The sequence below is a fragment of the Streptomyces sp. NPDC050988 genome, assembly GCF_044456225.1.
GTDB lineage: Bacteria > Actinomycetota > Actinomycetes > Streptomycetales > Streptomycetaceae > Streptomyces.
This window is the reverse complement of record NZ_JBITFQ010000018.1, coordinates 76,774-103,722: the sequence shown is the minus strand read 5'-3', so window position 1 is coordinate 103,722 and position 26,949 is coordinate 76,774. Positions and strand designations below refer to the sequence as shown.

Annotated in this window: 19 protein-coding genes; 3 read left to right on the top strand and 16 right to left on the bottom strand. The window is 70.9% G+C overall.

The genetic code is table 11. The annotated features are described in order from the left end of the window. Positions 1-3,492: an FtsX-like permease family protein gene (locus tag ACIBEI_RS31335; RefSeq protein WP_398893573.1), complete on the bottom strand. Its 3,492-nt coding sequence runs from the start codon at positions 3,490-3,492 to the stop codon at positions 1-3. Positions 3,493-3,759: 267 nt separating this feature from the next. Further along, positions 3,760-4,164 carry a globin gene (locus ACIBEI_RS31330; protein ID WP_055611684.1) on the bottom strand — a complete coding sequence of 135 codons (405 nt, stop codon included), beginning with the start codon at positions 4,162-4,164 and terminating at the stop codon, positions 3,760-3,762. Positions 4,165-4,425: 261 nt separating this feature from the next. On the opposite strand from ACIBEI_RS31330, the gene ACIBEI_RS31325 reads away from it, so the two are divergent. Next, positions 4,426-5,412: a methyltransferase domain-containing protein gene (locus ACIBEI_RS31325; RefSeq protein WP_398893572.1), complete on the top strand. Its 987-nt coding sequence runs from the start codon at positions 4,426-4,428 to the stop codon at positions 5,410-5,412. A gap of 54 nt (positions 5,413-5,466) precedes the next feature. Here ACIBEI_RS31325 and ACIBEI_RS31320 read toward each other — a convergent pair whose 3' ends face one another. The 9 genes from ACIBEI_RS31320 to ACIBEI_RS31280 all read right to left on the bottom strand — a co-directional run bounded on the left by ACIBEI_RS31320 (position 5,467) and on the right by ACIBEI_RS31280 (position 19,013). Next, on the bottom strand, positions 5,467-6,867 hold the full coding sequence (locus ACIBEI_RS31320; RefSeq protein WP_398893571.1) for an FHA domain-containing protein: 1,401 nt from the start codon (positions 6,865-6,867) through the stop codon (positions 5,467-5,469). A gap of 139 nt (positions 6,868-7,006) precedes the next feature. Beyond that, positions 7,007-8,353 carry a VWA domain-containing protein gene (locus ACIBEI_RS31315; protein WP_398893570.1) on the bottom strand — a complete coding sequence of 449 codons (1,347 nt, stop codon included), beginning with the start codon at positions 8,351-8,353 and terminating at the stop codon, positions 7,007-7,009. Positions 8,354-8,477: 124 nt separating this feature from the next. After that, complete coding sequence (locus tag ACIBEI_RS31310) at positions 8,478-9,884, bottom strand: PP2C family serine/threonine-protein phosphatase (RefSeq protein ID WP_398893569.1); 1,407 nt, start codon at positions 9,882-9,884, stop codon at positions 8,478-8,480. A 3-nt stretch (positions 9,885-9,887) separates the two neighbouring features. Then, on the bottom strand, positions 9,888-12,635 hold the full coding sequence (locus ACIBEI_RS31305; protein WP_398893568.1) for a tetratricopeptide repeat protein: 2,748 nt from the start codon (positions 12,633-12,635) through the stop codon (positions 9,888-9,890). A gap of 12 nt (positions 12,636-12,647) precedes the next feature. After that, the gene (locus ACIBEI_RS31300; protein WP_398893567.1) at positions 12,648-13,979 is read right to left on the bottom strand and encodes a hypothetical protein; all 1,332 of its coding nucleotides are present in this window, start codon (positions 13,977-13,979) and stop codon (positions 12,648-12,650) included. A 96-nt stretch (positions 13,980-14,075) separates the two neighbouring features. Next, a complete protein-coding gene (locus ACIBEI_RS31295; protein ID WP_398893566.1) occupies positions 14,076-15,083 on the bottom strand; it encodes a glutamate ABC transporter substrate-binding protein in 1,008 nt (335 codons plus the stop codon). Between the two features lie 14 nt (positions 15,084-15,097). Then, entirely contained in the window at positions 15,098-16,555 is a 1,458-nt protein-coding gene (locus tag ACIBEI_RS31290; protein ID WP_398893565.1) for a hypothetical protein, read from the bottom strand. Between the two features lie 227 nt (positions 16,556-16,782). Then, positions 16,783-17,757, bottom strand: a complete 975-nt coding sequence (locus ACIBEI_RS31285) for an N-acetylglucosamine kinase (RefSeq protein WP_398893564.1) — start codon at positions 17,755-17,757, stop codon at positions 16,783-16,785. Then, positions 17,748-19,013 carry a 6-phospho-beta-glucosidase gene (locus ACIBEI_RS31280; RefSeq protein ID WP_398893563.1) on the bottom strand — a complete coding sequence of 422 codons (1,266 nt, stop codon included), beginning with the start codon at positions 19,011-19,013 and terminating at the stop codon, positions 17,748-17,750. The genes ACIBEI_RS31285 and ACIBEI_RS31280 overlap by 10 nt, the downstream gene beginning before the upstream one ends. A gap of 155 nt (positions 19,014-19,168) precedes the next feature. On the opposite strand from ACIBEI_RS31280, the gene ACIBEI_RS31275 reads away from it, so the two are divergent. Further along, positions 19,169-20,170: an RNA-guided endonuclease TnpB family protein gene (locus ACIBEI_RS31275; RefSeq protein ID WP_398893562.1), complete on the top strand. Its 1,002-nt coding sequence runs from the start codon at positions 19,169-19,171 to the stop codon at positions 20,168-20,170. Between the two features lie 31 nt (positions 20,171-20,201). Here ACIBEI_RS31275 and ACIBEI_RS31270 read toward each other — a convergent pair whose 3' ends face one another. The 5 genes from ACIBEI_RS31270 to ACIBEI_RS31250 form a co-directional block, all read right to left on the bottom strand. Beyond that, the gene (locus ACIBEI_RS31270) at positions 20,202-21,098 is read right to left on the bottom strand and encodes a carbohydrate ABC transporter permease (RefSeq protein ID WP_398893561.1); all 897 of its coding nucleotides are present in this window, start codon (positions 21,096-21,098) and stop codon (positions 20,202-20,204) included. A 3-nt stretch (positions 21,099-21,101) separates the two neighbouring features. Next, a complete protein-coding gene (locus ACIBEI_RS31265; protein WP_398893560.1) occupies positions 21,102-22,043 on the bottom strand; it encodes a carbohydrate ABC transporter permease in 942 nt (313 codons plus the stop codon). Between the two features lie 6 nt (positions 22,044-22,049). Continuing rightward, positions 22,050-23,378, bottom strand: a complete 1,329-nt coding sequence (locus ACIBEI_RS31260; RefSeq protein WP_398893559.1) for an ABC transporter substrate-binding protein — start codon at positions 23,376-23,378, stop codon at positions 22,050-22,052. 80 nt (positions 23,379-23,458) lie between these two features. After that, complete coding sequence (locus tag ACIBEI_RS31255) at positions 23,459-24,670, bottom strand: ROK family protein (protein ID WP_398893558.1); 1,212 nt, start codon at positions 24,668-24,670, stop codon at positions 23,459-23,461. A gap of 295 nt (positions 24,671-24,965) precedes the next feature. Next, positions 24,966-26,045, bottom strand: coding sequence for a mechanosensitive ion channel family protein (locus ACIBEI_RS31250; protein ID WP_398893557.1), 1,080 nt, complete (start codon positions 26,043-26,045; stop codon positions 24,966-24,968). Between the two features lie 275 nt (positions 26,046-26,320). Here ACIBEI_RS31250 and ACIBEI_RS31245 point away from each other — a divergent pair, with 275 nt between their 5' ends. Beyond that, the gene (locus ACIBEI_RS31245) at positions 26,321-26,857 is read left to right on the top strand and encodes an HNH endonuclease (protein WP_055611422.1); all 537 of its coding nucleotides are present in this window, start codon (positions 26,321-26,323) and stop codon (positions 26,855-26,857) included. The last annotated feature ends 92 nt before the right edge of the window (positions 26,858-26,949 follow it).

The following is a 26,949-nucleotide window of genomic DNA, read 5'->3' as shown; positions in this document are numbered from 1 at the left end:
TCACTCACCGTCCTGCCCGTTGAGCGACTTCATCGACCGCAGCGAAGGTGCCGTGTCCTCCCGCCGCAGCGCCAGCACCGCGGTGACGGCCAGCGGCGCGACCACCACGGCGGCCAGCAGGAACACGACCTGGCCGAGCGGCAGTTCCACCAGCACCTCCGGGACCGGCCGGCTCGCCCCGGACGTCAGCACGATCAACGGAATCACCGCCCGCGTCAGAACTGCCCCCAGCGCCACGCCCACCACCAACGCCAGCGCCATCAGCACGCCCTGCTCGGCGGCGACCAGCCGCGCGAGCTGACGTCGAGGCGCCCCCAGCGCACGCAACAGCGCGAACTCACCGCTGCGCGCCTGCAGCGACCCCGCCGTGCTCACGGCGAAACCGACCGCCGCCAGTGCCGCCGCGACCACGGACGCCGCCGCGAACGCCGCCTCGGGACCGGCCCCGAAGGGGTCGTCCCGCAACTGTTCGGCGACCTCGTCGCGCACGACCACCTGCGACGGCTCGACATCGGGCCGCTCGCGCAGCTCCGCCGCCACCCGCGCCGCCGCCCCCGGCTCGGTACGCAGCCACCACTCGCTGGGCGCGATGCTCTCCCCGTACCGCTGCTCCAACACCCGGTTCACGGACCGGAGATCGACCAGCAGCGCCCCGCCGGACGGGTCCCCGCCACCGGCGTCCTGCGTGGTCGGCAGCGCGCGTACGCGCCCAACGATCCGCACCGGTACGGCCGAGCCGCCGAAGGTCACGTCCACCCGTTGCCCCGTGCGAGCGCCCGCGGCCTTCAGATAGCCGTCCGTCGCCACCGCGGCGACCTCGGGCACGTCGGGCCGGTCCACCCGCAGCCGGATCGTCAACGACGAGACCTCCCAGGCGTATTCACTGGGTACGTAACCGGTGCCGTAGCCGACCGTCAGCGGCTTCTCCGACTTCACGGTCGCCGCGGTCGGACTGGAGTCCGCCTCGGGATCCGCCGTGCTGCTGTTGTTGCGGGACTTCGCCAGCCAGGACGGGGGCTGCTCAAGACGTTGCTCCGAGCCGTCGGCTCCCGTGGCCGTCAACTCCTCGACGGACAGCAGGTGGCGCTCGGCGCGGCCCGTCGGCTGGAGCATGTCCAACTGCATCCCGGTCAGCGCCAGCGGTTCGGCGGCCCGGCCGGCGGGGGCCTCGGCCGCCTTAGCCAGATCCAGGGTGAGCCGGTGGGCCCGTCCGTCGGCGGGCAGTTCACCGACGGGAACGCGGTACGGGGTGCCGTACCGGTCCTCCAGCGTCACCGCCACGTCGGCCGACATCTCGGAGCGGAACGCCGCCGAGCCCGAGCCCGAACCCGAGCCCGAACCCGAGCCCGAACCCGAGCCCGAACCTGACCCCGCCGTGTCCGAACCCGACCCCTCAGTGCCCGAACCCCCGGTGCCCGACCCCTCAGTGGCCGAACCCTTCTTCCCCGGCGCGGCCTCCGCCCGGATCCGCAGCACCAGCCCCAGACGCGTACTCCCCTTCGGCAGCACCGCGCCGGCCGACGCGGCCCCCTTCGGCCCGAGCCCCGCCAGCATCCGGCCCACCGGCTCCTGGGCCAGATCCCCGCGCATCAGCAAACCGTCCTCGCCCCCGGAGTCCGCCGTGTCCAGCGCCAGCACCGTCGCGGTCCGGTTCCCGGACAGCGGCAGCGTCGTACGCATCGCGGGAGCCGTCCCGCTCACACCGTCGACCGCCGAGTAGATCCCAGCCTGTCCCAGTCCGCTCTCGCCCGCCCCCGTCACACGTACGGACGTGCCGGCCCTGAAGTCCGCCTGGTCGTCCTGCGAGCCGTCCCACGACGCGCCCTGGCCGATCGCGAGCATGCCCATCGCGATGGCGAGGACGAGCAGCAGGACGGGCCCGGCGCCGCGCATCGGACGGCGGCTGAACTGCCAGCCCGCCAGCGCCGTCGGCAGCCCCCGGCCGCTCGCCGCGCGCCGCTCGGCGAGACGGGCGACGGGAGGCAGCAGACGCAGGGTGAGCACCGTTCCGGCGAGCAGGGCGAGCGCGGGCGCGGAGACGAGGAGCGGGTCGATGCCGAGCGTTCCCGAACGGTCGTCGGTGACGGCACCGGAGTTCTGGCGGCTCAACTGCCAGTACGCGACCGCCGCGATCACCAGCAGCCCCACGTCCGCACCGGCCCGTACCGGCGCGGGCAGTGCCTGGGCGCGGCCGCCTCCCGAACCCCCGGTCAGCGCGGGCACGGTCACCGCCAGCGCGCACCCGAGGGCCACCCCGGCCGCCACCACCCACACACCGCCGGCCGTCACCGAGGTGTCCAGCCGCAGCCCGATCCGCGACAGGGCCCCCTGCCCGGCCAGCAGCCGCGTCAACGGCCCGGCGAGCAGCGGTGCGCACACCGCGGCCGGGATCGCCAGCAGCAGCGCCTCCAGCGCGGCGAGCCACGCCACCCGCCCGCGCGTGGCGCCACGCGCCCGCAACAGCCGTGTCTCACCGGCCCGTTCGACACTCAGCAGCCGGGCCACGAGCAGCAGCGCGTACCCGGCGAGCAGCGAGAGCTGGAGCGCCACGATCAGCAGTGTCGAACGGGAGACCAGCAACGACCGCTCGACCCGGTCCAGTTCCTCCGGCAACGATGTCGTGACGGCCGTGGTGCCGTGCAGCGCGGGGGACTTGAGCAGCGAACGGGGCCCGGAGCGCGCCGCGTCCCGCAGAGCGTCGATCCGCCCGGTCGTCAGCGTGGAGAAGTCGGCGGACGCCAGCCAGCCGGTCTGCCCGGCGCTCACCGTCACGCCGGTCCGGTCCGTCCCGCCCGTCTTTCCACCGCCCGTCGCCGCCGCGAGCACGGTCGGATCGGCGAGCAGCGGCCCGTACGTCGTGAAGTCCAGCCTGCTGACCCCGCGTCCGCGCAGGTCCTCCAACTGCCAGTAGGGGGAGGTGACGCGCGCGGGCCGGTACACCCCGGTCACCCGGATCCGGACCTTTGGCCCGCCGAACCGGTCGACGAGCGTCAGCCGGGCGCCCGCCTTCAGCGCGAGTTCCCGCGCGGCCGCCTCGGGAAGAGCCACCTCGATCTCACGGTCGTCCCCCGGGACACCGGGCCGGCGGCCCGAGACCATCCGCACCTGGGCCCGGTCGAGCGCCGCGAAGTGTGTGAGGTCCGGATCGCCCGAGCGTTCGGCGGAGGGCTGCAGCGACCTCGGCAGCGCGTACGGCCCCGACCGCGTCAGCGTCCGCAGCGTCACCGGCAGCCCGTCGAAGGTGCGCCGCGCGCCCTCCCGTACGGCCTTGTCGGCGGCGGCGCGTTCCTGCGGGGGTACGTCGGCCTTGACGATCAGCGTCGTGGCCGCCGCGCTCTCCTCGCGCCCGGCATCCCGTGAGGTGTCGAGGAGCGAGTGGCGCAGGGCGGCGTCACCGATCGCGCCGGAGTACGCGGTGAGGGTCGCGAGGACCGCCGTGGTGAGCACGACGGTGAGCAGCGCGGCGGTCAGCAGCAGTCGATGTGCCCGCACGCGCGAAAAGACGAACCCCGTCACCCGGCCCCCCGCCGTATCCCGGAATCCCCGTCACTCCGGATCTTCGAGCGATGCTGTCAGAGGTGACGGCCCCGGGGTAAGCGCTTGAGAACCGACTTTGACCGATCGTGACCGGAATCCGGCGACGTACGACCGGAATGCGCGCGTCTACGGGGGCCGGCGACCGAGTCCACCCCGACGGCTTCAGGCCGCGCGGGCGTCCGGCCCGGCGGTGCCCAGCCTTCCGTGCCCAGCCCTCCGCGCTCAGCCCTCCGTGTTCACCATCGACGCCGCCGCGTACGTCAGGTAGTTCCACAGCGTGTGCTCGTGCTCCTCGGAGAGGCCGAGTTCGTCGACGGCGACCCGCATGTGCTTCAGCCAGGCGTCGTGCGCCGCGCGGTCGACCGCGAACGGGGCGTGCCGCATCCGCAGCCGGGGGTGACCGCGGTTCTCGCTGTACGTGGTCGGGCCGCCCCAGTACTGGATCAGGAACAGGGTGAAGCGCTCCTCGGCCGGGCCCAGGTCCTCCTCGGGATACATGGGCCGCAGCAGCGGGTCCTCGGCGACACCCTCGTAGAACCGGTGCACCAGTCGCCGGAAGGTCTCCTCGCCGCCGACCTGCTCGTAGAAGGTCTGCTCCTGAAGCGTGCCGCGCGGAATCTCTTTCACGTCAGTTGGCCCTCACAAAGGTCGCTCCGGTCAGCCCCTGGTCGTCTCGGCCGGGGGTCCGGGGGTTTGTCCCCCGGTGAATGCAGCACACCGTCCATGGTCTCAGACGGGGTGACCGAGGACTCAAGGCTTAGGACCACCGGAATCGGAGGGCCGGTTCGGGATCATCGAAGGGCCGGTTCCGGATTGTTTGAAGGGCTGGTTCCGGATCGGTCGTCCCCGGCGCTCGCCTCCCGGCCCGTCCGGCAGCACAGTGGAGGTATGGGCGCGCATGCCATCGACCCCGGTCTCGACGACCTCGCCGCCACGGCGCGGGCGGCGCTGGTGCGCGAGATCGAGGCGAGCGGGGCCTGGGCCACGGACCCGGTCTGGCGGGAGGCCTTCGAAAGCGTCCCGCGCCACCTCTTCGTGCCGTACTACTACGTCGGCGCGCTCGGCGGCGGCTACGAGCGCCGGTGGGGCGAGGACCCCAGCCCGCGCAGGCGCGAGAACTGGGTGCGCGGCGCCTACGCGGACGCCCCGCTGGCAACCCGGGTGCGCGACGGCGAGCTGCTCTCGTCCAGCAGCCAGCCCTCCCTGATGGCGAAGATGCTGGCCGAGCTGGCGGTACGGGACGGCGACGCGGTCCTGGAGATCGGCGCGGGCACCGGCTACAACGCGGCCCTGCTCTCGCACCGGCTGGGCGACGGGCAGGTCACCACGGTCGACCTGGACCCGGAGATCACCGAGTCCGCCCGGCGGCACCTGGCCCTCGCCGGCCACCATCCCACCGTCGTCACCGGCGACGGGGCGCGCGGCTGTCCGGAGCGCGCCCCCTTCGACCGGATCATCGCGACCTGCACGCTCAGCACGATCCCGCGCGCCTGGCTGGCCCAGTGCGCCCCGGGCGCCCGGATCCTCGCGCCGTTCGCCACCGGCCTCATCGCGCTGCGGGTGCGCGACTCCGAGTACGCCGAGGGCCGGTTCCTGCACACGCCCGCCTACTTCGTGCCCCTGCGCGGCGGCCGGCCCGGGCCCGAACTCCCGGATGTGGACCTGTCGGAGCTGCCGCGCCGGACCAGGAGCCACGAGCTGTTCCGATTCCTGCTGACCCTGACGGCGGACAGCCTCGACCCGCACGAGGCGTACGGGATCTGGGAGCGCGAGGGGCAGCCGCCCCGGCAGCGGTACGGGATCACGGTCGACGGCGGTCGCGCGTGGGCGTGGCTGGACGACCCGGCGGGGCCGTACGCCTGGCCCCTGCCATGACCGTGCCGCCCGGTGCCTTTCGGTACCGGGCGGCACGAATATGTCTGTTCTCGCCTAGCCCCGTCGGATCGTGATCGTCGTCCAGGCGCCCACGTGCACCCGGTCGCCGTCCTGCAGCGGTACGGGGACGAAGGGCTGGATGGGCTCCTCGGCGCCGTTGACCGTGGTGCCGTTGGTGGAGTTCTGGTCGACGACCGCCCAGCTGCCGTCGGGCTGCTGGACGAGGACCGCGTGCTGGTGCGAGACGCCCGGGTCCTCCGGCGGCACCGCCAGGTCGATGTCCGGGGACTCGCCCGTGGAGTGACGGCGGCGGCCGATGGTGATCTGGTTGCCGGTGAGCGGACGCTGCTGCTCGGGCGAGTACGCGGGCAGGTTCAGCCCCGCGGCCTCCGGTCCCGAGCGCTGCATCATCGCCATGAAGTACTCACGGTCGGGTCCGATCGTGATGCTCCACGACAGCGGCTGTTGTTGTTGCTGGTAGCCGGGGGGCGCCTGCGTCGAGCCGGGCTGCGGGTAGCCGTAGCCACCGCCCGGGCCGGGAGGCCCGCCGGGGCCACCTGGGCCGCCGGGCGTACCGGTCGACGGGGGCGGAAGCACCCAGTCGTCCTCGCCGCCACCGAAGGACTGCCCACCGGGGCCACCGGGGCCCTGAGGGTGCCCGGTCTCCTGCGGGTACGCGGGCGGAGCGGGCGGACCGGACTGCTGGTACCCCTGCGGAGCACCGGGCCCGCCGGGGCCACCCGGACCGCCGGGAGGCCCGCCAGGACCGCCGAGACCGTTCGGACCGCCGGGACCACCCTGGCCACCAGGTCCACCAGGTCCACCGGGACCGTTGGGCCCACCAGGACCGCCGAAGCCGCCAGGCATCCCGGGCCCCGTGCCGCCCGGGCCGGGCGGCGGCGGTACTGGTCGTGACGGGTCACCGGGGAAGCCCGAAGGGTTCTCGCCGAACGGCGGGATCGGCTCGGCGGGCCGGTTCATCTGCGAGGGCCGGGAGCCCTGGTAGTCGTACCCGCCGGGGCCGCCACCGGGCTGTCCGGGCGGCTGCTGCTGGAAGCGCAGCGCCGGGTTCTGTCCACCGGGACCACCGGGGCCACCAGGACCAGGACCGGGACCGCCGCCGGGCCCCGGAGGACGCGGCGCGGCCGGGGTGTACGAGGTCGCGGTGTTCGTCAGGAAGTTCCACCGGCACTCCTCGCAGAACGGTGCCCCGCCCTCACGCGGAGTACGGCACTGCGGGCAGAGCTCGGCCGAGGGCGCCGGGTCGGGCACGGCGGAGAGATGCGGGCGGCCGCCCTGGCCGGGCGGCGGGGGCGAACCGGGCGGCGGATAGCCGTAGCCGGCCGCCGGGGGCGGCGGTGGAGGTGGCGGGGGCACGGCACCGGCCATGCGGTGACCGCAGACCTCGCACCAGTCGTCGGAACCCGACTGGTGTCCGTTCGGGCAGGTCGGCATGTCGGCGCTTCCCCCTCTCCTGTTCCGGCCCGAGAGGGCCGCAAATCGTGCAAACCGCTTGCGTACTGCTGGTTACTGCCTGTTTGTCGCCGCGCTCGCAACCGAGTGCGTACCGCTCTACTTCTTTGCGCGTACCGCTCTACTTCTTTACACGAACAGTCTTTGTGGACCGTGTCTCGAGAGTCATCTCGTCGGCCTCCGCGACCTTCGCCTTCAATCGCACAGTACCTGCCGCGGCGTCGACCACGTCCACCACCTTCGAAAGCAGTTTCGCCGTATCCGCGTTTCCGGAGGCGCTGGCGAGCTGAACGGCCCGCCCCAGCTTGGCCGTTGCGCCGTCGACATCTCCCGCTTTGCGGGCATCCAGGCCCTGTTGGATGACTTGTGCAAGTTCCGCCTGACCCGTGTAGTGCGCGACCTGCGGGTTGATCGACGTGGACGCCGCCATGTCGTCGGTCCACACGGCCCGTACGAGACCCTGGGCGCCCAGCGTCTGTGCGGTGCCGTCGCCCTGCGGGATCACCAGGGAGACACGGGCGGCCAGCATCTCCTGGCCGAGGTCGGCCTCGGGGACCTCGACGCACACGTGGTAGTCGCGGGACTCGTCTCCCCAGGAGCCGGTGGGGTAGTCCCCGGCACGCGGGCCCGCCTCCGTGCGGCGGTCGGTCAGCTCCTCGACCGTGGGCGCGACCTGCTTGACGAACTTGATCGACGTGCCGACCGGGGTCCACAGCCGCAGCGCCACGTCCGCGACCTCCTTGCCCATGGCCGTCTCCATCATCTGCGTGAAGTCGGCGGACAGGCCCGCCGGATCGGCGACGATGTCGGCGGTGCCGAGCAGCGCGGACGCGATCCCGGTGACCTCCTTGACCTCCCAGTCCGTGCCGACGCCCCGCGCGTCCGCGGTGAACCGGCCCGCGCAGGCCTCCAGCGCCGCCTTGAGGTCCTCGGGCGACTCGTGTTCGTTGCGGCCGTCGGTGAGCACGATGCCGTGCCGGATGGCGACGTCCGCCGAGGACAGCAGCCGGTCGGCCAGCCGCAGCCAGGTGCCGATCGCCGTGCCGCCGCCCGCGCTCAGCTTGCGCAGCGCCTGCTTGGCCTGGTCGCGGGTCCCCGCGTCGGCGACGGCGAGCCGCCCGCCGCCCGGGTAGACCTCCTTGGCCACATGCGTTCCGCCGATCACCGCGAAGTGCACCCCGTCGCGCACCGCGTCGATCGCCGCCGCCGTCGCGTCCCGGGCGCCCCGCATCTTCGTCGGCGGATAGTCCATGGACCCCGAACAGTCGACCATGATCGCCACGGCCGCGTCCGGGCCCTCACCCGGCGTGTAGAGGTGGGGTGCCGCCACGGCACTGCCCACCGTGCCGCCGCCGGTCGAGGTCACCGTGACGATCGCGTTGACCTCGCGGCCGCCCTCCGGCAGGTACTCGTTCTGGTAGACGTCCACCGAGAACTGCGGCACGTTCGACTTCGAGAAATTGGCCATGCCTTCTCTGCTCCCCCTCAGGACTCCCACGAGGTGTGGGTGATGTCGGTGGGCGGACCGGTCCCCTCCGGCCTTGGCCCCTCCGAGGCCGATGCCGTTTCATACGGCTCGTACCGCTTCGGCCTCAGGCCGATCCTGCCCCCTGCGGCGGGGCCGGGAACGGCACGACGGCCACTGTTACGTTGTCGTGGCCCCCGCCGTCCAGCGCGTGACCCACCAGGACCTGTGCGCTGTGCAGCGGCCGGTCCGCGGCGTCGGGCGGGATGACCTCGGCCATTTCCTCCGCCGCCTCCGCGTAATTCCACAGTCCGTCGGTGCACACCACCACTACACCCGGCCGGTCCGGCTTGAAGGAAGCGGTGTGCGGCTCCAGTTCGTACGCGTCCGCCCCGAGCCAGCCGGTGATGGCGTGGGCGCGCTCGTCCGCGTACGCCTCGGCCTCGTTCATCAGGCCCGCGGCGACCATCTGGGCGGCCCAGGAGTCGTCCTCGGTGAGCCGGGCCGGGGGTGACGAGCGGTCCACGGGCACCCAGTAGGCGCGGCTGTCGCCGACCCAGCCGACGATCAGCAGGCTGGGGGTGACGACGGAGCCGACGATGGTGCAGGCGGGCGCGTTCACGTGCGGCTGGTGCTCGTGGGCCGGAGCGCTGCGGTCCGCGAGGGAGTTGACGGCCTCCGCGGCCGCGAGGATCGCGTCGTGCATCGCCTGCTGCGGGTGCGTGCCGCGCGGCAGGGCCGCCAGGAGGGACTCGTTGGCCGCGCGGGAGGCGGCCAGGGAGGCCTCGTCGGGGCGGGTCGCCGAGGAGACGCCGTCGCAGACGATCGCGACGACCGCGGGCGAGCCGTCGGACAGCGCGGTCGAGGACACCGTGAACGCGTCCTCGTTGCGGTGGTGGCGCAGCCCCCGGTCGCTGACCGCGGCCACCGAGCCCAGCTCCTGCTCCATGTGGTCGCGCTCGCGCGGCTGCGCGTGCCCGCAGTTCTCGCAGTAGCCGTCCCGGTCGACCTGGCCCGCGCGGCAGGCCACACAGACCTTCAGGCCCGCGGGGGGCGTCGGAAGGTCGGCCGTACGCGGATCGGCGGGTGGCACCTCGGGAGGCAGCGGCGCGGCGAGCGGGTACTCGTCCGGTTCCGCCGACGCCTGAGCGGCGGACCGGCCGGCGGGCCCCGGCGCCTGCGCGGGGGAGGACCCCGGCGGAGGCGCGGCGGCGGGCGACGACGGCTGCGCGGGCCGGTCGAACCGTACCCCCGGACTGTCGGAGCCCGCCGACTCGCGGCCGTCGATGTCCGTCGGCAGGACCACGGGCGCGGGTGTGTCCGAGGTGTCCACCTCCGGGGCGACCGGCCAGTCCACGGACGCCGCGGCCGAAGGGGGCCGGGGCGCCGCGCCGTTGACGGCGACCGTGGGGTTGTCGTCCGGCGGCGCGGGTACGGCGGTGAGGTCGTACCCGCACGCACCGCAGAAACGGTCTCCCGACTCCAGCGGCTCCTCGCAGCTGGGGCAGGCGGCCAGTTGAGGCATCTGCGACATCAATTACACCCACGTCCGGGGGCGGTAGCGGTTGGCGCGCTCCACCAGATCGATCCTCTCCTCGCCACGCTGGGCGAGCCGGGCCAGTGTCCGGTACGAGCGCTCCAGACCGAAGCGCAGGCCCCGCTCGTCCAGGTCGCTGCCGAGCAGTACGGTCCGCGCCCCAGTGCTCGGCGGGGCGGAACCCTGGCTACCGGAGAGTACCCAGTCCAGGGCGCAACCAAGGACCTCTGTGGACAACTGCTCGCGGCGCACCGCGTCCAGACCGTACCCGTCCAGCGCCTCGACCTGGGCCGCGGCCGAGGTCAGGTCGTCCAGGAACGGGGCGTCGGGAACGCCCGCACCGGACAGCCCAGGACCGGGAACTCCCGTACCCGGCACGCCCGCGGCGGGCACCCCCGTACCGGACGTACCCAGAGCCGGCGGGCCCGGTGGGGGCGGCGCGGTCTCGGCCAGCCGCTGGCGCAGCCGTGCCCGGACGGCGGCGACCCGGGCCGCCGTGTAGTGGATCGACGCCTCCGGCACCGACTCCAGCGTCCGTACGGCGCCACGGCGGTCGCCCGCCGCGAGCTGGACGCGGGCCAGGCCGAACGCGGTACTCACATAGCTGGGGTCGGTGGTCCACACCAGGCGGTAGTACTCGGCGGCGTTGTCCAGCTGCCCGAGGACCTCCGCGCACACTCCGAGGGCCAGCTTGGGCGCGGGCTCGCCGGGGAACGCGTCGTAGATCGCGTCGAAGGACACCGCCGCGATCTCGTGGTCGCCGGTCGCGAGCGCCGCCACGCCCCGGTACCAGACCACCCGCCAGTCGTCGGCATGGTCTGCCTCCAGGGCTTCCAGCGTCCTGGTCGCCTGGTCGAGCTCGCCCATCTCCAGGCGCGCCCGCAGCTCGCGCAGTCGCAGCTCCAGGGAGCCGGTGGGCGCCGCCTGCAGCGCGGTGATCAGCTCGGCCGGTGCGGACGTCATCAGCCCGGCCAGGAAGCCCGCGTTCGGGTCGCCCGGGTCCACCCGCGGCACCGGCAGCGCGAGGGCCGCGGCGGCGGTGTTCAGCGGCCTGATGAGGGAGGCCTGAGCCGCCGCGGAGGGCGGCGGGAGGAACGGCGTGCCGTTCGCCCCTGGGGACCCACTCGCCGCCCCCGCCCCGTTCGTGCCGTTCGTCCCGTTCGCCCCGGCCGTCAGCGCGGGCGCGCCCTTCTTTCCCCGGACGGGCTCGACCCGCATGCCCAGCCGCGACACATCGCCGGCCAGTGAGCCGAACAACTCCGTGTCCGTGACCTTCAGTTCGGGACCGAACAGGGTCGACAGCGAGGGCCGGGCGCGTCCCGTCTGCACGGAGACGACCTCGCGCAGGACACCCGTGAGCTGCTCGGCCATCTCCTGCGCGGAGGCGAACCGGCGGGCCGGGTCGGGGTCGGTGGCGCGCACGAGGAGCCGGTAGAAGGACTCGTACGTGCGGAAGACCTCGATGTTGTCGGGGTCGGGCAGGGAGTCCACGAAGACGTTCGTGTAGCCCTGGAAGTCGAAGGTCAGGACCGCCAGCGTGCGGGCGACCGTGTAGAGGTCCGAGGCGACCGACGGGCCGACGTCGGCGACCTCCGGCGCCTGGTAGCCGACCGTGCCGTAGATGGCCGACTCGTCGTCGTCCATCCTGCGCACCGCGCCCATGTCGATCAGCTTGAGCTGGTCCTCGGTCTGTATCGCGTTGTCGACCTTGAAGTCGCAGTACAGGAGGTTGCGGCTGTGCAGATGGCCGAGGGCCTCAAGGGCCTCGATGCCGTACGCGCAGGCCTGCTCGACCGGCAGCGGATCGCGCTTGCCGGTCGCCGTGCGGCGGCCGTTGGCGATCTCCTTGAGGGACTTGCCGCCCACGTACTCCATGACGATGTACCCGTCCAGCGAACCCGTCCGCTGGTCGAGGTGCTCCACGAAGTTGTAGATCCGCACGATGTTGGAGTGCTCGATCTCGGCGAGGAAGCGGCGCTCGGAGATCGCGGCCTCCATCGCGTCCTGGTCGCCCGTGTCGAGGAGGCCCTTGAGGACCACCCAGCGGTCGGACACCGCACGGTCGACGGCGAGATAGACCCAGCCGAGCCCGCCGTGCGCGAGGCAGCCCACGACCTCGTACTGGCCGTGCACGATGTCACCGGTCTGCAGCTTCGGCACGAACGAGTACGGGTGGCCGCACTTGGTGCAGAAGCCCTCCGTACGGCCGGACCGCTCGCCGCGCGAACGTCCCACCGGCGCACCGCAGTCGGAGCGCGAGCAGAACCGCTTGCGCTCGGGGACCTCGGGGTTCTCCTGGATCATCACGCGCGGGTCGGGACGCGGCACGTCCGGGACCTGCACCAGGCCGACGCCGAGCCGGCCGCGCCCCGAGGACCCGGCGGTCGAGCCGGAGCTGCGCACCGACACCGAACGGCCCGTGGTGCGGCCCGACACCGAGCGCGAGAGACGGCCCGACACCGAGCGCCGAGACTGGGACGACCGGGACGAGGCACGTGAGGAGGCGCGGGAGCTGGAGCGCGAACTGGCGCTGCCCGAACTCCGCGAACCGCTCCGGCCGCCCCCGGTGATCCCGGTCGGCGGGGAGCCCACCATGCCGGTCGACGAGACGACCGGGGCCAGACCGCAGGTGTCGCAGTACAGCTCGCCGCCGCCCACGTCCTCGTACGACCCCGAGCAGCCGGGCCGCTGACACGGTTGCTGTGAACTCTGCCCACTCGCTTCGGTGTTGACGTTCTGCTGACTCACACTGCATCACCTCTATCGCTCACGCGAGGGCCCCCTCCGGTCCTGTGGTCCACCGTGCTCGGGGACCCTGGGCACCAGCACTTCGGCGGCCGCGTGCTGATAGCGCAGCACCGCCTGTTCCGCCACACGCAGGTCGCAGGGCGCGCTCCACAGCATGCGGCGCGCCGCGTCGTACCGCTCCACCAGCAGCGGGTCCTCGGCGAAGCCGTGCCGGGCGACCTTCGCCTTGTACGCGTCGAGACGGCCGCGCAGCTCCGCGCGGACCGCGAGCGGCGCGGTGACCGCGGTCAACGACTCGCGGGCGCGCAGCAGTTCGTCGTCCGCCTTCGCCTCCAGGGACTCCAGGAGCGGCGAGAGGCGGTGCCACTGGGCGTGCCTGCGGTACTCGGCGGCCGTAGCCAGCTGTTCCTGCAGCGCGGTCGGCGGGCCGCTCACCGCGGGCACCTCGGACGCGGCGATCTTCGCGAGGACCTCGCCGCGGGCACTTCGCGCCTCGGCGAGCGTGCGGTCCGCGCGGCTCAGCACGTCCCGCAGCCGCACCAGCCGCGCCTCCGCGTCCTGCCGCACGGTGAGCACCGCGTCGATCTCGCGGCGCACCTCTTCCAGGGCGCGCGCCTCGCGGTCGTAGCGCGTGGTGTCGGGGCGCCCGCCGCCAGGCGCCGAACTGCCCTGCGCGGGCAGCCAGAAGTCCAGCGGATCGGACACCACCCGCTCGCGCAGCGTGGTCAGGGTGCGCGTGATCCGCTCCAGGTCGTCGCCCGAGGGGTGCTCACCGGGCCGGACGCCCACGGAGTGCGCGAGCTGGCGGGTGCGCTGCAACTCCGCGGCCAGTAAATCGATCCGGGCGGGCAGAGCCGACCACACGGCGTCGGCCGTCACGACCATGTCCAGCGAGGTCGCGTACAACTCGTTCATGCGCTCCACGAGTTCGGCGAGCGAGAAGCGCTCGCTGAGCTTGCCCGTGCCCGCCATCGTGGGCGCGGCGGCCGTGGCGGACGCGCTGCCGGCGACCGTGACGCTCTCGCCGCGCAGCAGCTCCGTCAGCTCCACCAGGTCGTCGCGGTTCGACCAGCGTCTGCGCGAGCGGATCTCCCGCGCGGAACGCAGCGCGTCGGCGTACGCGTCGAAGTACGCCCACAGCAGGGAGATCGACGCCTCGGCGGCCCCCCAGCGCTCCTTGGTCGTACCAGTGAGCTCGGCGCCTTCGAGGAGCCTGCGGCCCGCGTGGTCCTGGAGGGCGAGGAGCGAGGTCTCGATGGCCTCGTGCTCCGCGCCGAGCCGCGCCAGCGCACGGTCCACCTCGTCCCGGTCCATCACCGGCCCGGAGGGTCCCGTGTCGCCCATCGATCACCCCTCGCTTCGTGAAGAACTGCGTGAAGAACTATTTGTGAAGAGCTGTTCCTGAGGAACTGTTCGTCGGGAACTACTGGAACATTCCCGCTACTTGTACTGGACCGGGGGCGGCCCGTCGCTCTCGCCGAGCGTCCCGGCGAGCCAGGTGTTGTACGACTTCTGCCAGTCGGCCTTGCGGTAGTCCACCAGGATCTTGTTGACCCGGCGTATCAGATCGTTTGCGCCCTTCTTCATCGCCACGCCGTAGTACTCGTCCGTGAACGGCTCGCCCTTGAGCTGGACCGTCGGGTCCTGCGCGGCCTGGCTCGCGGCGAGCGCGCCGTCGGTCACTACGGCGTCGACCTCACCGAGCTGCAGCCGCACCAGGCAGTCGAGTTGGTTCGGCACGACGGTGCTGATGTCGGCGGACTTGGGGATGACCTTTCCCAGGTCGTCCTGCAGTTTCTCAAGGGCGATCGAGCCCGACGCCGAGCAGATCCGCTTGCCCGCGAGCGTGTCGTCGTATCCCTTGATGTCCGACTTCTTCGGAGCGAGCACCTGCTGGCCGGTCTTGAAGTAGGGCGAGGAGAACGCCACGAGACCCAGCCGCTCGCAGTTGATCGTCATGGTGCGAACCACCATGTCGACATCGCCGCGCTGGATCGCCGGGATGCGTTCGATGGTCGGGATGGCGCGGAAGACGACCTTGTTCGGGTCGCCGAGGATGTCCTGGGCGATCGCGTGCGCGAGATCGATGTCGAAGCCTTCCAACTCGGCTTTCTTCGACTCGCTGTTCGGGTCGCGGTAGCCGAAGCGGTAGCTGTTCTGGTCGACGCCGACCGTCAGATGGCCGCTGGTCTTGATCCGCTGGATCGTCTTGCCGTCCAGCGGGCCCGAGTCCGGCGACAGGCTCTGGTTCTGGGGGTCCGGGCACTTCTCGGCCTTGGCCTGCGAGCCCTGGGCCACCCCCTGGCCGTCGACGCCCGTGCCGTTGTCCTCGCGGCTCTGGGCCACCGGCAGCAGCAGCGCGAACACCGCCGCGAGGGCGCAGACGACCGCCATCGCACCCACCCCGCCCCAGCCCCTCAGACTGGTCCGCAAACGCCGTGCGTTCATCGTCATGCCCCCTCTCACCGGTACTCCGACAGCCTGCGCCCGATGCCGAGCACCGCGCCGGCCGCGGCCAGCACCGCGAGGACCGCGGCGCCCACCACCAGGCCGTTCATCGCGCCCCGGCCGTCTCCGGCGGCCTGCTTGAACTCGGTCTCCTCGTGCTTGATCGCCGTGGCCAGAGCCGTGTCGACGTTCTTGAAGCACTCGCCCGTGGGCTTCTTGTCGTCGGAGCCGATCACCCGGTCCAGCGCGCCCTGGTAGTTGCCCAGGTTGTCCTGCGTGCGGGCTTCCTCGTGCCGGTCCTTCCAGACCTCCATGTTCGCCGTCGCGGCCTTGACCGGCTTCATGCCCGCGCTGTCGTCGGCGAGGCCCTCGGCGGCGGCCAGCTTCGTGGTGAGGGCCTTCATCTGCGTCTTGTAGTCCTCGTCGAAGACGTCCAGCGTCTTCTTGTTCGTGCCCGTGCCCTCTGTCCTGGTCTCCGCGCCGCGGGCGACCAGCGTGAGGTTCTCGTTGCCCCGGGCCTTGAGCGAGGCGATCCGGGCGTCGTTGAGCGTGTTCAGCGAGCGGACCGCGTTGTCGTACGAGTCGTTGAGGCCGGCGCGGGCGACGCTGTGGCCGACGACCAGCCACAGCAGGACGACCGTGGAGGCGGCCGTGGCGGCGACCAGGCCGTGGTTCAGCACCCGGTTCGTACGGCGGTAGTTGCGGTGCTGGGCCCAGGCGAGGCCGCCGATGGCGAGGACGCCGGCGCCGATCGCGATCCACGGGTAGGGCGTCGCGTCGTCGTAGTCGGAGCGCAGGCGCTGGTTCTCCACCGTGTAGAGACGCTCGGCGTCGTCGAGCATCACCTGCATCTTCGAGTTCGCGTACCGGAGGTAGGCGCCGCCGAGAGGGAAGCCCTGGCGGTTGTTGGCCCGGGCGCGCTCCACCAGGCCCTTGTACTCGGGCAGCATCCTGTTCAGCTTGGTGATGGTCTTCTCGGAGGCGGAGCCGGGTTCCGAGTTGGCCGCCGCGGTGACCAGCTTCTCCGACGCGTTGTTGATGTCCTTCTCGTAGAGGTCGCGGGACGCCTGCGTCTCCTGGCCGCCCGCGAGGAAGCCGCTGGAGGCGGCCGTGTTGGCGTCGGCGAGGGAGCGGTAGATCTCCGCCGCGTCGGCGCTCAGCGGCTGGCTGCTGTGCAGCACGTCGTCAGCGGCGGCCGAACGGTCCGTCATCTCCCAGGCGGTGACCGCACCGAACGCGACGACGAGGAGGGCGAGCACCGCGCCGATGATGCGCAGCCGCCCGGGCTCCGTGGTCGCCGCGGCCCGCAGCTGGTCCACGCCCTCGGCCCACGCCGTACGGCGGGGAGGCCCGGTGTCGGGCATGGCTGAGCGGACCTGCGGCCCGGGCGGCGGCGCCTGCGGAGGCACCGCGGGCATCGTGGGTGCGGGCGCCCCCGGTGGCGCCGCACCGCCCTTCTGCTGATATGTCACTCGACCTCCCCCATGGTCATAGGCCGGTCACCTCCGCCCGGGCGCCAGGAAGCGCGGGCAGAGGTACACGGCCGCAAGTATCGCCGCCGGGACTGACATCCGCACAGGCCTTGCCGCGATCTTGTTCCGATTGCAGCAAGGCCTTGTCCGGATCGCAGCACGGCGAAGATCCCGTACCACCCCTGCCCATGAATACGCCAACCCGAACTGTTCGGTTCCCGGCGCGCTCAGACCTTCTCGTAGAACTCCCGCACGCGGGCGTGCGCCAGGGCCGGGGCCCCCTCGTGGTCGAGTCCGAGGAGGGCGGAGCCGAGGACCGGCCGGGCGGTGACGACGCTGGGTACGGCCTTGGGGGCACGCTCGGCCAGCAGTTCCCTTATCCGGTCGTCGAGTTGGGGGTGGCGGGCGGCCAGCACGCCCCCACCGAGCAGGACCGGCGTCTCCTCGTCGAGCAGGTCGAGACGGGTCAGGGCGACCACCGACATGGACGTGACCTCGTCCGCGAGCCGGTCGACGAGCGCGCGGGCGACCGGGTCGCCGTCCGTCGCCGTGGCGAACAGGACCGGCGTCAGCTCGTGCCGCCGCGCGTGCTCGATGTGTTCCAGGTGCAGGGCCTCGATCAGCGCGTACATGGAGTCGAGGCCGAAGTGCGCGGGCAGGGTGCGGGCCAGCGCGGTCGGGCCGCCCCGCCCGTCCTCGGCCCGCGCCCCGTGCCACAGGGCCTCCTCGGCCAGGCCCCAGCCGCCGCCCCAGTCACCGGAGATACGGCCCAGGGCGGGGAAGCGGGCGACCCGCCCGTCGGGCCGCATACCCACGCAGTTGATGCCCGCGCCGCACACCACGGCCACCCCGCGCGGCTCCTCCACACCGGCCCGCAGGATCGCGAAGGTGTCGTTGCGGACCTCCACCGTCGTGCCCCACGCGCGCGCGTGCAGCGCGGCGGCCAACTGCTCCTCCTCCACGGGCAGATCGGCGTTGGCCAGACACGCCGAGACATGGTTCACGGAGTCGACGCCCGCCGCGGCGAAGGCCCGGCCGACGGCGTCGGCGACCGTGTCGACCGCCGCCCGGATGCCTACGACGGGCGGCCGGAACCCGCCGGCGCGTGCCGTGGCGAGCACGCTCCCGTCGTCCGCCACGACCGCGACGTCGGTCTTGCTGTTCCCCGCGTCGACGGCGAGGACAGTTGCGGTCACGCCCACGCGAGGTGCTCCCGGTTATGCGCGATCAGGCGGTCGGTGAGGCCCTCGGCGTACGCGTACTGGCCCACCAGGGGATGTGCGAGCAGCGCCCGGAACACCCGCTCACGTCCCCCGCGCAGCGCGGCCTCCAGCGCCAGGTCCTCGTACGCGGTGACGTTGGCCATCAGCCCCGCGTACAGCGGGTCCACCGGAGCGATCGGCAGCGGAGTCGCCCCCGAGTGCCCGACCGAGGCCTGCACCTCGATCACGGCGTCGTCGGGCAGGAACGGCAGCGTCCCGCGGTTGTACGTGTTGACGACCTGGTGGGGACTGCCGCCCCCACCGAGCAGCGACGCGGCGAGGTCGACGGCCGCCTCGGAGTAGTACGCCCCGCCCCTCTTGGCGAGCAGCTCCGGCTTCTCGTCGAGTTCCGGGTCGCCGTACATCTTGAGCAACTCCCGCTCCATCTCCGCCACTTCCGCGGCCCGCGACGGCTTCGTGCCCAGTTCCCGTACGACCTCGTCGTGCGCGTAGAAGTAGCGCAGGTAGTAGGACGGGACGACGCCCAGCCGGTCGAGGATGTCGCGGGGCATGCGCAGCGTGTCGGCGAGGGCGTCGCCGTGCTCGGCGAGCAGCTTGGCCAGGACGTTCTCGCCCTCGGGGCCGCCCAGGCGCACACCGGTCTCCCAGGTGAGGTGGTTGAGGCCCACATGGTCCAGATGTACATCGGTCGGAGAGACACCCAGCATTCCGGCGAACCTCCGCTGGAACCCGATCGCCACGTTGCACAGTCCGACCGCCTTGTGACCGGCCTGGAGCAGGGCGCGGGTCACGATGCCGACGGGGTTGGTGAAGTCGATGATCCAGGCGTCCGGGTTGGCACGCCGTACGCGCTCGGCGATGTCGAGCACCACCGGGACGGTACGCAGCGCCTTGGCGAGGCCGCCCGCACCGGTCGTCTCCTGGCCGACGCAGCCGCACTCCAGCGGCCAGGTCTCGTCCTCGTTGCGGGCGGCCTGTCCGCCGACGCGGAGCTGGAGCAGGACCGCGTCGGCGCCCTCGACACCCGCGTCGAGATCGTCGGTCGTGGTGATGCGCCCCGGGTGTCCCTGCTTGGCGAAGATGCGCCGGGCCAGACCGCCGACGAGTTCGAGACGGTCGAGGGCGGGGTCGACGAGAACCAGTTCCTCTATGGGCAGGGTGTCCCTCAGCCTCGCGAATCCGTCGATGAGTTCAGGGGTGTAGGTGGAGCCCCCGCCCACTACTGCGAGTTTCATCGGGTTGCCTCCGTGGATACTCCGGCATTTACGCCGGTGAGGAAAAGGACTCTTGCGGAGCAGGGCAAGGAGCTGCGATTCGCCGTCAAGGCGGATCGCAGTGCTCCGGCCCGCAGTATTTGGTCTTTACATATGGCCACGCTAATTTGTGAAGCGTGACTTTCCCTGTGAAGCGGGCATTCAAGTACCGCTTCTACCCGACCGATGCGCAGGCGGCAGAGCTGTCGCGCACGTTCGGATGCGTGAGGAAGGTCTACAACCTGGCGCTCGAAGCCCGTACGCGGGCCTGGCAGCAGGGGGAGCGGATCAACTACAACACCACCTCGGCGATGCTGACGGCGTGGAAGAAGACCGAGGAACTGGCCTACCTGTCCGATGTCTCCTCGGTGCCGCTCCAGCAGTGCCTTCGGCACTTGCAGGGCGCGTTCGTCAACTTCTGGGACAGTGCGGGGCGCTGGTTCGTCTCGATACTGTGTGAGGACCCCGGCGTGAAGCCGCTGGCCACCACAGATACGGGGGTCGGAATTGACGCGGGCCTGGACCACCTTCTGACGCTCTCGACCGGTGAGAAGATCGCCAAGCCGAGGCACGAACGCAAGGACCGTACCCGGCTGGCGAAGGCGCAGCGCAAGCTGGCGAACAAGGCGGAGGGCTCGGCGAACCGGGACAAGGCCCGGCGCAAGGTCGCCAAGATCCACGCCCGGATCGCTGACCGGCGCGGCGACCACCTCCACAAGATCACCACTCGTCTCGTGCGTGAGAACCAAACGCTCGTGATCGAGGACCTGACCGTGCGCAACATGGTCAAGAACCGGAAACTCGCCCGCGCCATCTCGGATGCGGCGTGGTCGGAGTTCCGGAGCATGCTGGAGTACAAGGCCCGCTGGTACGGGCGTGAGGTGATCGCCGTTGACCGGTGGTTCCCCTCGTCCAAGCTGTGCTCCACCTGCGGCACCCTGCAAGAGAGGACGCCGCTGAACGTCCGCACCTGGACGTGCGACTGCGGAATCGTCCATGACCGGGACGTGAACGCAGCGAAGAACCTGCTGGCGGCCGGACGGGCCGTGACAGTCTGCGGAGCTGGTGTAAGACCTCAACGGAGTTCTCCGGGCGGGCAGTCGGCGATGAAACAGAAAGCTCAACGGCGTGAGCCGTGAGATCCCTCTCCTCAGGAGGGGGAGCGTCAAGTCAGCCCTTCACTCCGGTGAGCGTGACGCCCTCGACGAACGCCTTCTGCGCGAAGAAGAACACGAGGATCACGGGGGCCATGACCAGGACGGTCGCGGCCATGGTCAGGTTCCAGTCGGTGTGGTGGGCGCCCTTGAAGGACTCCAGGCCGTAGCTCAGGGTCCAGGCGCCGGGATTCTCGGACGCGTAGATCTGCGGCCCGAAGTAGTCGTTCCAGGCGTAGAAGAACTGGAAGAGCGCGACGGCGGCGATGCCGGGCTTGGCCATCGGCAGGACGACCTTGAGCAGGGTTTTGAAGTCCCCGCAGCCGTCCACCTTCGCCGCGTCGATGTACTCGTTCGGGATCGTCGTCAGGAACTGCCGCAGCAGGAAGATCGAGAACGCGTCCCCGAACGCCATCGGGATGATCAGCGGCCACAGGGTGCCCGACAGATCCAGCTGCTTCGCCCAGAACAGGTACATCGGGATGATGATGACCTGCGGCGGCAGCATCATCATCGAGATGACCAGCATCAACGACAGGTTCCGGCCACGGAAGCGGAACTTGGCGAGCGCGTACGCCACCGGAATGCTGGACACCACCGTCAGGACGGTGCCGCCACCCGCGTACAGAAGGGTGTTCTTCCACCAGGTGAGGAAGCCGGGCGTGTCGAAGACCTTCGCGTAGTTGCCCCACTCCCAGGTGTCCGGGACCAGGTCCCTGGTGAGGGTCTGGTTGTCGCTCATGAGGGAGGTGAGGACGACGAACACGAAGGGCAGCACGAAGAACAACGCGGCGGCGACGCCGAGCGCGTGGACGGCGATCCATTCGAGGAGGGCCTTGCGGCGGGCGGTCCGCTCGGCGGGGGTGACCGGCGGCACTCCCAACTCCACGGGCTTGTCGAGTACTTGGGTCATGGGTCAATCACCTGCCTGGATGAGACCGCCCCGGCGCCGCATCAGGAACGCGGTGAACACCATGGACAGGGCGAACAGCACCAGCGCGACCACGCACGCGGAGCCGTAGTCGAAGCGCTGGAAGCCGAGGTTGTAGACGAGCTGCGGCAGGGTGAGCGTCGACTTGTCGGGGTATCCCGGTTCGAACGACTGGCCCGAGCCGCCGATGATCCCGGAGGCGACCTTTCCGGCGACCAGCGGCTGTGTGTAGTACTGCATCGTCTGGATCACGCCGGTGACCACCGCGAACATCACGATCGGTGAGATGTTCGGCAGCGTCACGAACCGGAACCGGTGCCAGGCGGACGCGCCGTCCAGTTCGGCGGCCTCGTACTGCTCCTTCGGTACGTCGAGCAGCGCGGCCATGAAGATGACCATCAGGTCGCCGACGCCCCAGAGGGCCAGCATGGTGAGGGCGGGCTTGGACCACGCGGCGTCCGTGAACCAGCCGGGCGTCGGCAGGCCAAGATCGCCCAGGATCGAGTTGACCGGCCCCGTACCCGGGTTGAGCAGGAAGACGAAGGCCAGCGTCGCCGCGACGGGCGGCGCCAGGTAGGGCAGGTAGAAGAGGGTGCGGAACACACCCGTGCCCGTCTTGATCTTCGTGATCAACAGGCCGATGCCCAGGCCGAAGGCGACCCGCAGGGTGACCATGACGACCACCAGCCACAGGGTGTTGCGCAGCGCCGGCCAGAACATGGGGTAGTCGTTGAAGACGTAGTTCCAGTTCTCCAGACCCCGGAAGACGGGGACACCGAAGCCGTCGTACTTCATGAAGGAGAAGTACACGGTCGAGATCAGCGGATACGCGAAGAAGACGCTGAAGCCGATCAGCCACGGCGACATGAACGCGGCCGTTCGAAGCGCCGACCGGCGGCGCTTCGCACGCAGAGTGAGCGTGGACATCGGTGGCTACTTCGCCTGCTCGATGTCACGGTCGATCTGGTCGGCCGTCTTCTTCAGACCGGCCTTCAGATCCTTCGCCTTGCCGGACTCGTACTGGTAGCCGAAGTCCTGCAGGGTCGTCTGGTACGTCGAGCCGTTGACGGACGCCGGCGGGGTGTTGGAGTGCGGGTTCTGCGCGATGTCCAGGAACGTCTTGAAACCGGGGTCGACCGTCAGGTCGGGCGACTTCAGCGCGTCGAACGTGGACGGCACGTTGTGGATGGCGTTGGCGAAGGCGACCACGGCCGCGGTGTCGGTCGTCATGTACTTCACCAGCTCCCAGGCCGCGTTCTGCTTCTTGCTCTGCGGCGCGATGCCCATGACCGTGCCGGAGAGGAAGCCCTTGCCGTACTCGTCGACCTCGTCGTCGGCGACGGGCATGGGAGCCGTGCCGATGTCGAACTTCACGCCCGCGTCCTTCGCCATGCCGAGCCGCCACTCGCCGTCGAGCTGCATGGCCACCTGCCCGGTCTGGAAGGGGTGCTTGGCGCCCCACTCGTCGCCGAAGGTGTTGCGGTACTTCTCCAGCTTCTGGAAGCCGCCGAGGCTGTCGACGAGCTTCTTCTGGTACGTGAACATCTCGGCGAAGGCGGGGTCCTTGGCGATGTTGGACTTGCCGTCCTTGTCGAAGTAGGTGTGGTTCCACTGCGACATGTAGTGGTCCACGACGGTCTCGTAGCCGTGGTAGTTCGGCATGAAGCCGAGCTGCTCGTACGAGTCGCCCTTGGACTTCGTCAGCTTCTTGGCGACCTCGGTGAACTCGGACCATGTCTTAGGCGGCGCCTTGATCCCGGCCTTCTCGAAGGCGTCCTTGTTGTAGTAGAGGCCGTACGCGTCACCGAGCAGCGGCATCGCGCAGCGCTTGCCCTCGAACTGGGTGTACTCCAGCATCGGCTTCGGAATGATCTTGTCGAGGTCGAGCTTCGACTTCTCGATGAACGGCTTGAGGTCGGCGAAGGCGCCGGACGAACAGAACTTGCCGATGTTGGACGTGGTGAACGACGAGACCACGTCGGGGCCGTTGGAACCGCCCGCGCGCAACGCCTGGTTGAGCTTGTCGTCGTTGATGTTGCCGACGACCTTCACCTTGATGTTGGGGTGTTCCTTCTCGAAGCGGTCGATATTCGCCTGGATGGCCTTGACCTCGGCGGGAGCGCTCCAGCCGTGCCAGAACGTGATCGTGGTCGACGCGTTCGGGTCGTCCGTGGCGCCGGTGTCCGACTGGCCGGTACAGGCGGTGGTGAGAAGGGCTATCGAGGCGGCGGCGAGCACCGCTTTCCTGGGCATTCCGGGCATGGCGAAGTCTCCCTGGGCGGGACGGGGTGGTGTGGGACGGGTTGTACGGAGATGTGCGGGGGAGGCGTGCGGGGTCCGGCTCAGCGCGAGGTGTCGAAGGCCTCGTCGCGGGTGGCCGCGAGCGCGCTCTCCAACGCGCCGCGCAGCACGGGGTGTTCGTCGACGTCGCCGACCACGAGGCGCGGCCGGGGCGCGGCCAGCTCCTCCAGCTCGGCCTGCACCAGGGCGCGCAGCGGTTCGCCGCCCCTCGTGAGCGAGGCCCCGCTGAGGACGACGAGTTCGGGGTCGAGGACGGAGACGAGCGAGGCGAGACCGGTGGCGAGCCCCGTCGCGTACGTCTCCAGGAGCTTCCGGTGGGCCCCCGCGTTGATGTCCGCCGCCTGCTCGACGAGCGCGGCGGCGGCTTCGGCGTACGGCCCGGTCGGCAGGGGCTGGATGCCGAGTTCGCGGGCGAGTTTCGGGATGGCCTGGGAGCCGGCCAGCTCCTGGTAGCCACCGCTGTTGGCCTTGGTGACGTGCCGCACGAGCGGCGCGCCGGGTACGGGGAGGAAGCCGACCTCGCCCGCGCCGCCGGTCCAGCCGCGGTGCAGGCGTCCGCCGAGGACGAGCGCGGCACCGAGACCGCCCTCGTTCCACAGCAGTACGAAGTCCTCGTGGCCCCGGGCCGCACCGAGCCGCTGCTCGGCTATGGCGACGAGGTTGACGTCGTTCTCGTACTCGACGGGCATCGGCAGCGCTGCCGCGAGCTCGTCGAGCAGGGCGGGGGAGTGCCACCCCGGGAGGTGGGAGGCGTAGCGCAGGCGTCCCGTGTTGGGGTCGAAGGCGCCGGGGGTGCCGATGACGAGCCGCTGGATGTCGGCCCGGGCCAGCCCCGCCGCCTTCACGGCACCGTCGAGGGCGTCGGTGACCTGCCGTACGACGGTCTGTCCCGCGCGACGGCCGGGGGTGAGCAGTTCGTACTCTCCCACCGTCCGCCCCGTCACATCGGCGACGGCGGCGAGGATCCGCTCGGGCGTCACGTCGAGACCGGCGGCGTAGGCGGCGGCCGGGTTCACCGCGTACAGCTGTGCGTTGGGCCCCGGCCGGCCCTCGGTGGTGCCGGTGACGAGGACGAGCCCCGCCGCCTCCAGCCGGGCCAGCAGCTGCGAAGCGGTCGGCTTCGACAGGCCGGTCAGCTTGCCGATCCGCGTCCGGGACAACGGCCCGTGCTCCAGCAGGAGATCGAGTGCGGCACGGTCGTTCATGGCGCGCAGAACGCGAGGGGTGCCCGGCGTACCGGCGGTTCCTGCCATGAGTGTCGACACCTGCCTTTCGGCTGCCCAGCTTCCCAGTGCCGCCACCGGGAAGTCCACCGCGGAATCATTGTTAGTAAACTTTCCTATCGGTGGGAGGAAGGTAGGCCCGGGGTGGGGGACGCGTCAATACCGGCCACTGCAGGTCAATGAAGTCGTTACCCGGCGGACGGTGTGGGGACACGCGACCCGGCGGACGGGGGCGCGTGTGTGGGGACACGCGTGTGGGGCGGCATCCGGAGTGACCCGGATACTGCCCCACGGAGGCCGTGCGCGTATGAGAAAGCTCTCGCCCCTACTTCGTCACATTCGTCGGAACCGCGGCCGGTGCTATGGGCGACGCCGTCTGCGACTGGGGGGACGCGGAGTTGGAGTAGGCCGAAGGGGCCGCCATCCCCGCCGTCGGGTCGGCGGCCGCCTCCGTGTCCTGCTGGGCGGGGAGACCGCCGACGATGCGGATGCCCGCCCTGTCGAGGGCGTGCTTGATGCGCCAGCGGAGTTCGCGCTCCACGCTCAGCGCCTTGCCGGGCATCGTCTTCGCGGAGACGTGGACGACCATCGAGTCGAGAAGGACGCTGTCGAGGCCGAGCACCTCGATGGGGCCCCAGAGGCGTTCGTTCCAGGGCTCGGCCTTGCTCATGTCCTCGCCGACCTGGTTGAGGAGGGTCTTCACCCGGTCCAGGTCCTCCGAGGGATGGACCGTGACGTCGACACCGGCCGTGGCCCAGCCCTGGGAGAGGTTGCCGATGCGCTTGACCTCGCCGTTGCGGACGTACCAGATCTCGCCGTTGTCGCCGCGGAGCTTGGTGACCCGCAGACCCACCTCGATGACCTCGCCGGAGGCGACGCCCGCGTCGACCGAGTCGCCCACGCCGTACTGGTCCTCCAGGATCATGAAGACGCCGGAGAGGAAGTCCGTGACCAGGTTGCGGGCGCCGAAACCGATGGCCACGCCCGCCACACCGGCGGAGGCCAGCAGCGGGGCCAGGTTGATCTCGAACGTGCCGAGGATCATCAGCGCGGCCGTGCTCATGATCGCGAAGGACGCGACCGAGCGGAGCACCGAACCGATGGCCTGGGACCGCTGACGACGGCGCTCGACGTTGACCAGGAGACCGCCGAGAGCCGTCCCGTCGACCGCCTGCGCCGTACGGTTCATGCGGTCTATGAACTTCGTGATGGTCCGCCGTATGACCACTCTCAGCACGGCCGCTATCACCAGGATCAGCAGCACCCGCAGGCCGATGCTGAGCCATGTGGACCAGTTCTGCTCGACCCAGCTAGCGGCGTTCGTCGCGCCTTCCTGGGCGTCCTGGAGCGTTGGCGACGTCGGTTCCTCGGTGGGATCGGCGGCCGACAGGACGGACAAGAACACGGCAGGTACCTCCAGGCGTAGCGGCCCGCCCGTGGCAGGGACATCGGAATAGGGGCACCGACGGGCAGAACCACCACACTAACGGGGCAGCATGTGCGGATCGTTGCAATGTTCGAGGGAGAGACTGTGCTCACCTGGGGATGAAGAGGGTGTGGTCGAAAACACTCCCAGCCCGTTACCGGGACATGGTGGCGCTTCCACCAGGCATGAGGGGAGACTGACTACAGATCGTCCCGGCGCGAGCCACGCGCCGCCGGCGTACAAGGAGGCCATCCGTGCCGCATGTCCTGGTCCTCAACGCGTCGTACGAGCCCCTCGGCGTCGTACCGCTCCGCCGCGCGCTCGTCCTCGTCCTCGAGAACAAGGCTGTCTGCCTCGAGGAATCCGGCGCCTTTATGCATAGTGCAACCGTTACTGTCCCCGCACCCAGCGTGGTCCGGCTGAAGAGGTTCGTACGGGTCCCTTACCGGGGACCCGTTCCGCTGACCCGTCGGGCGCTGTTCGCCCGCGACGGCGGCCGGTGCATGTACTGCGGTGGCGTCGCAACCAGCGTCGACCACGTCATCCCGCGCAGTCGCGGGGGTCAGCACGTCTGGGACAACGTGGTGGCGTCCTGCCGCCGCTGCAACCACGTCAAGGCCGACCGTCACCTGGTCGAGATCGGCTGGCGCCTGCGCCATAAACCGGCCCCGCCGACGGGGCTCGCTTGGCGCATCATCGGAACCGGGCATAGGGACCCGCGCTGGCTGCCATACCTGCAGCCGTACGGCGCGGAGGACGCGATGGCCCGGATCGACGGCATTTCCGCCTGACGATCCGGGCCTTCGTCTTGCCTTGTGTTGCCTTGTACGGGCCGGTTCCGCCTTTCTGGTTCATGGGCGCGAGCCGGTCCGCCGCCTCCTTC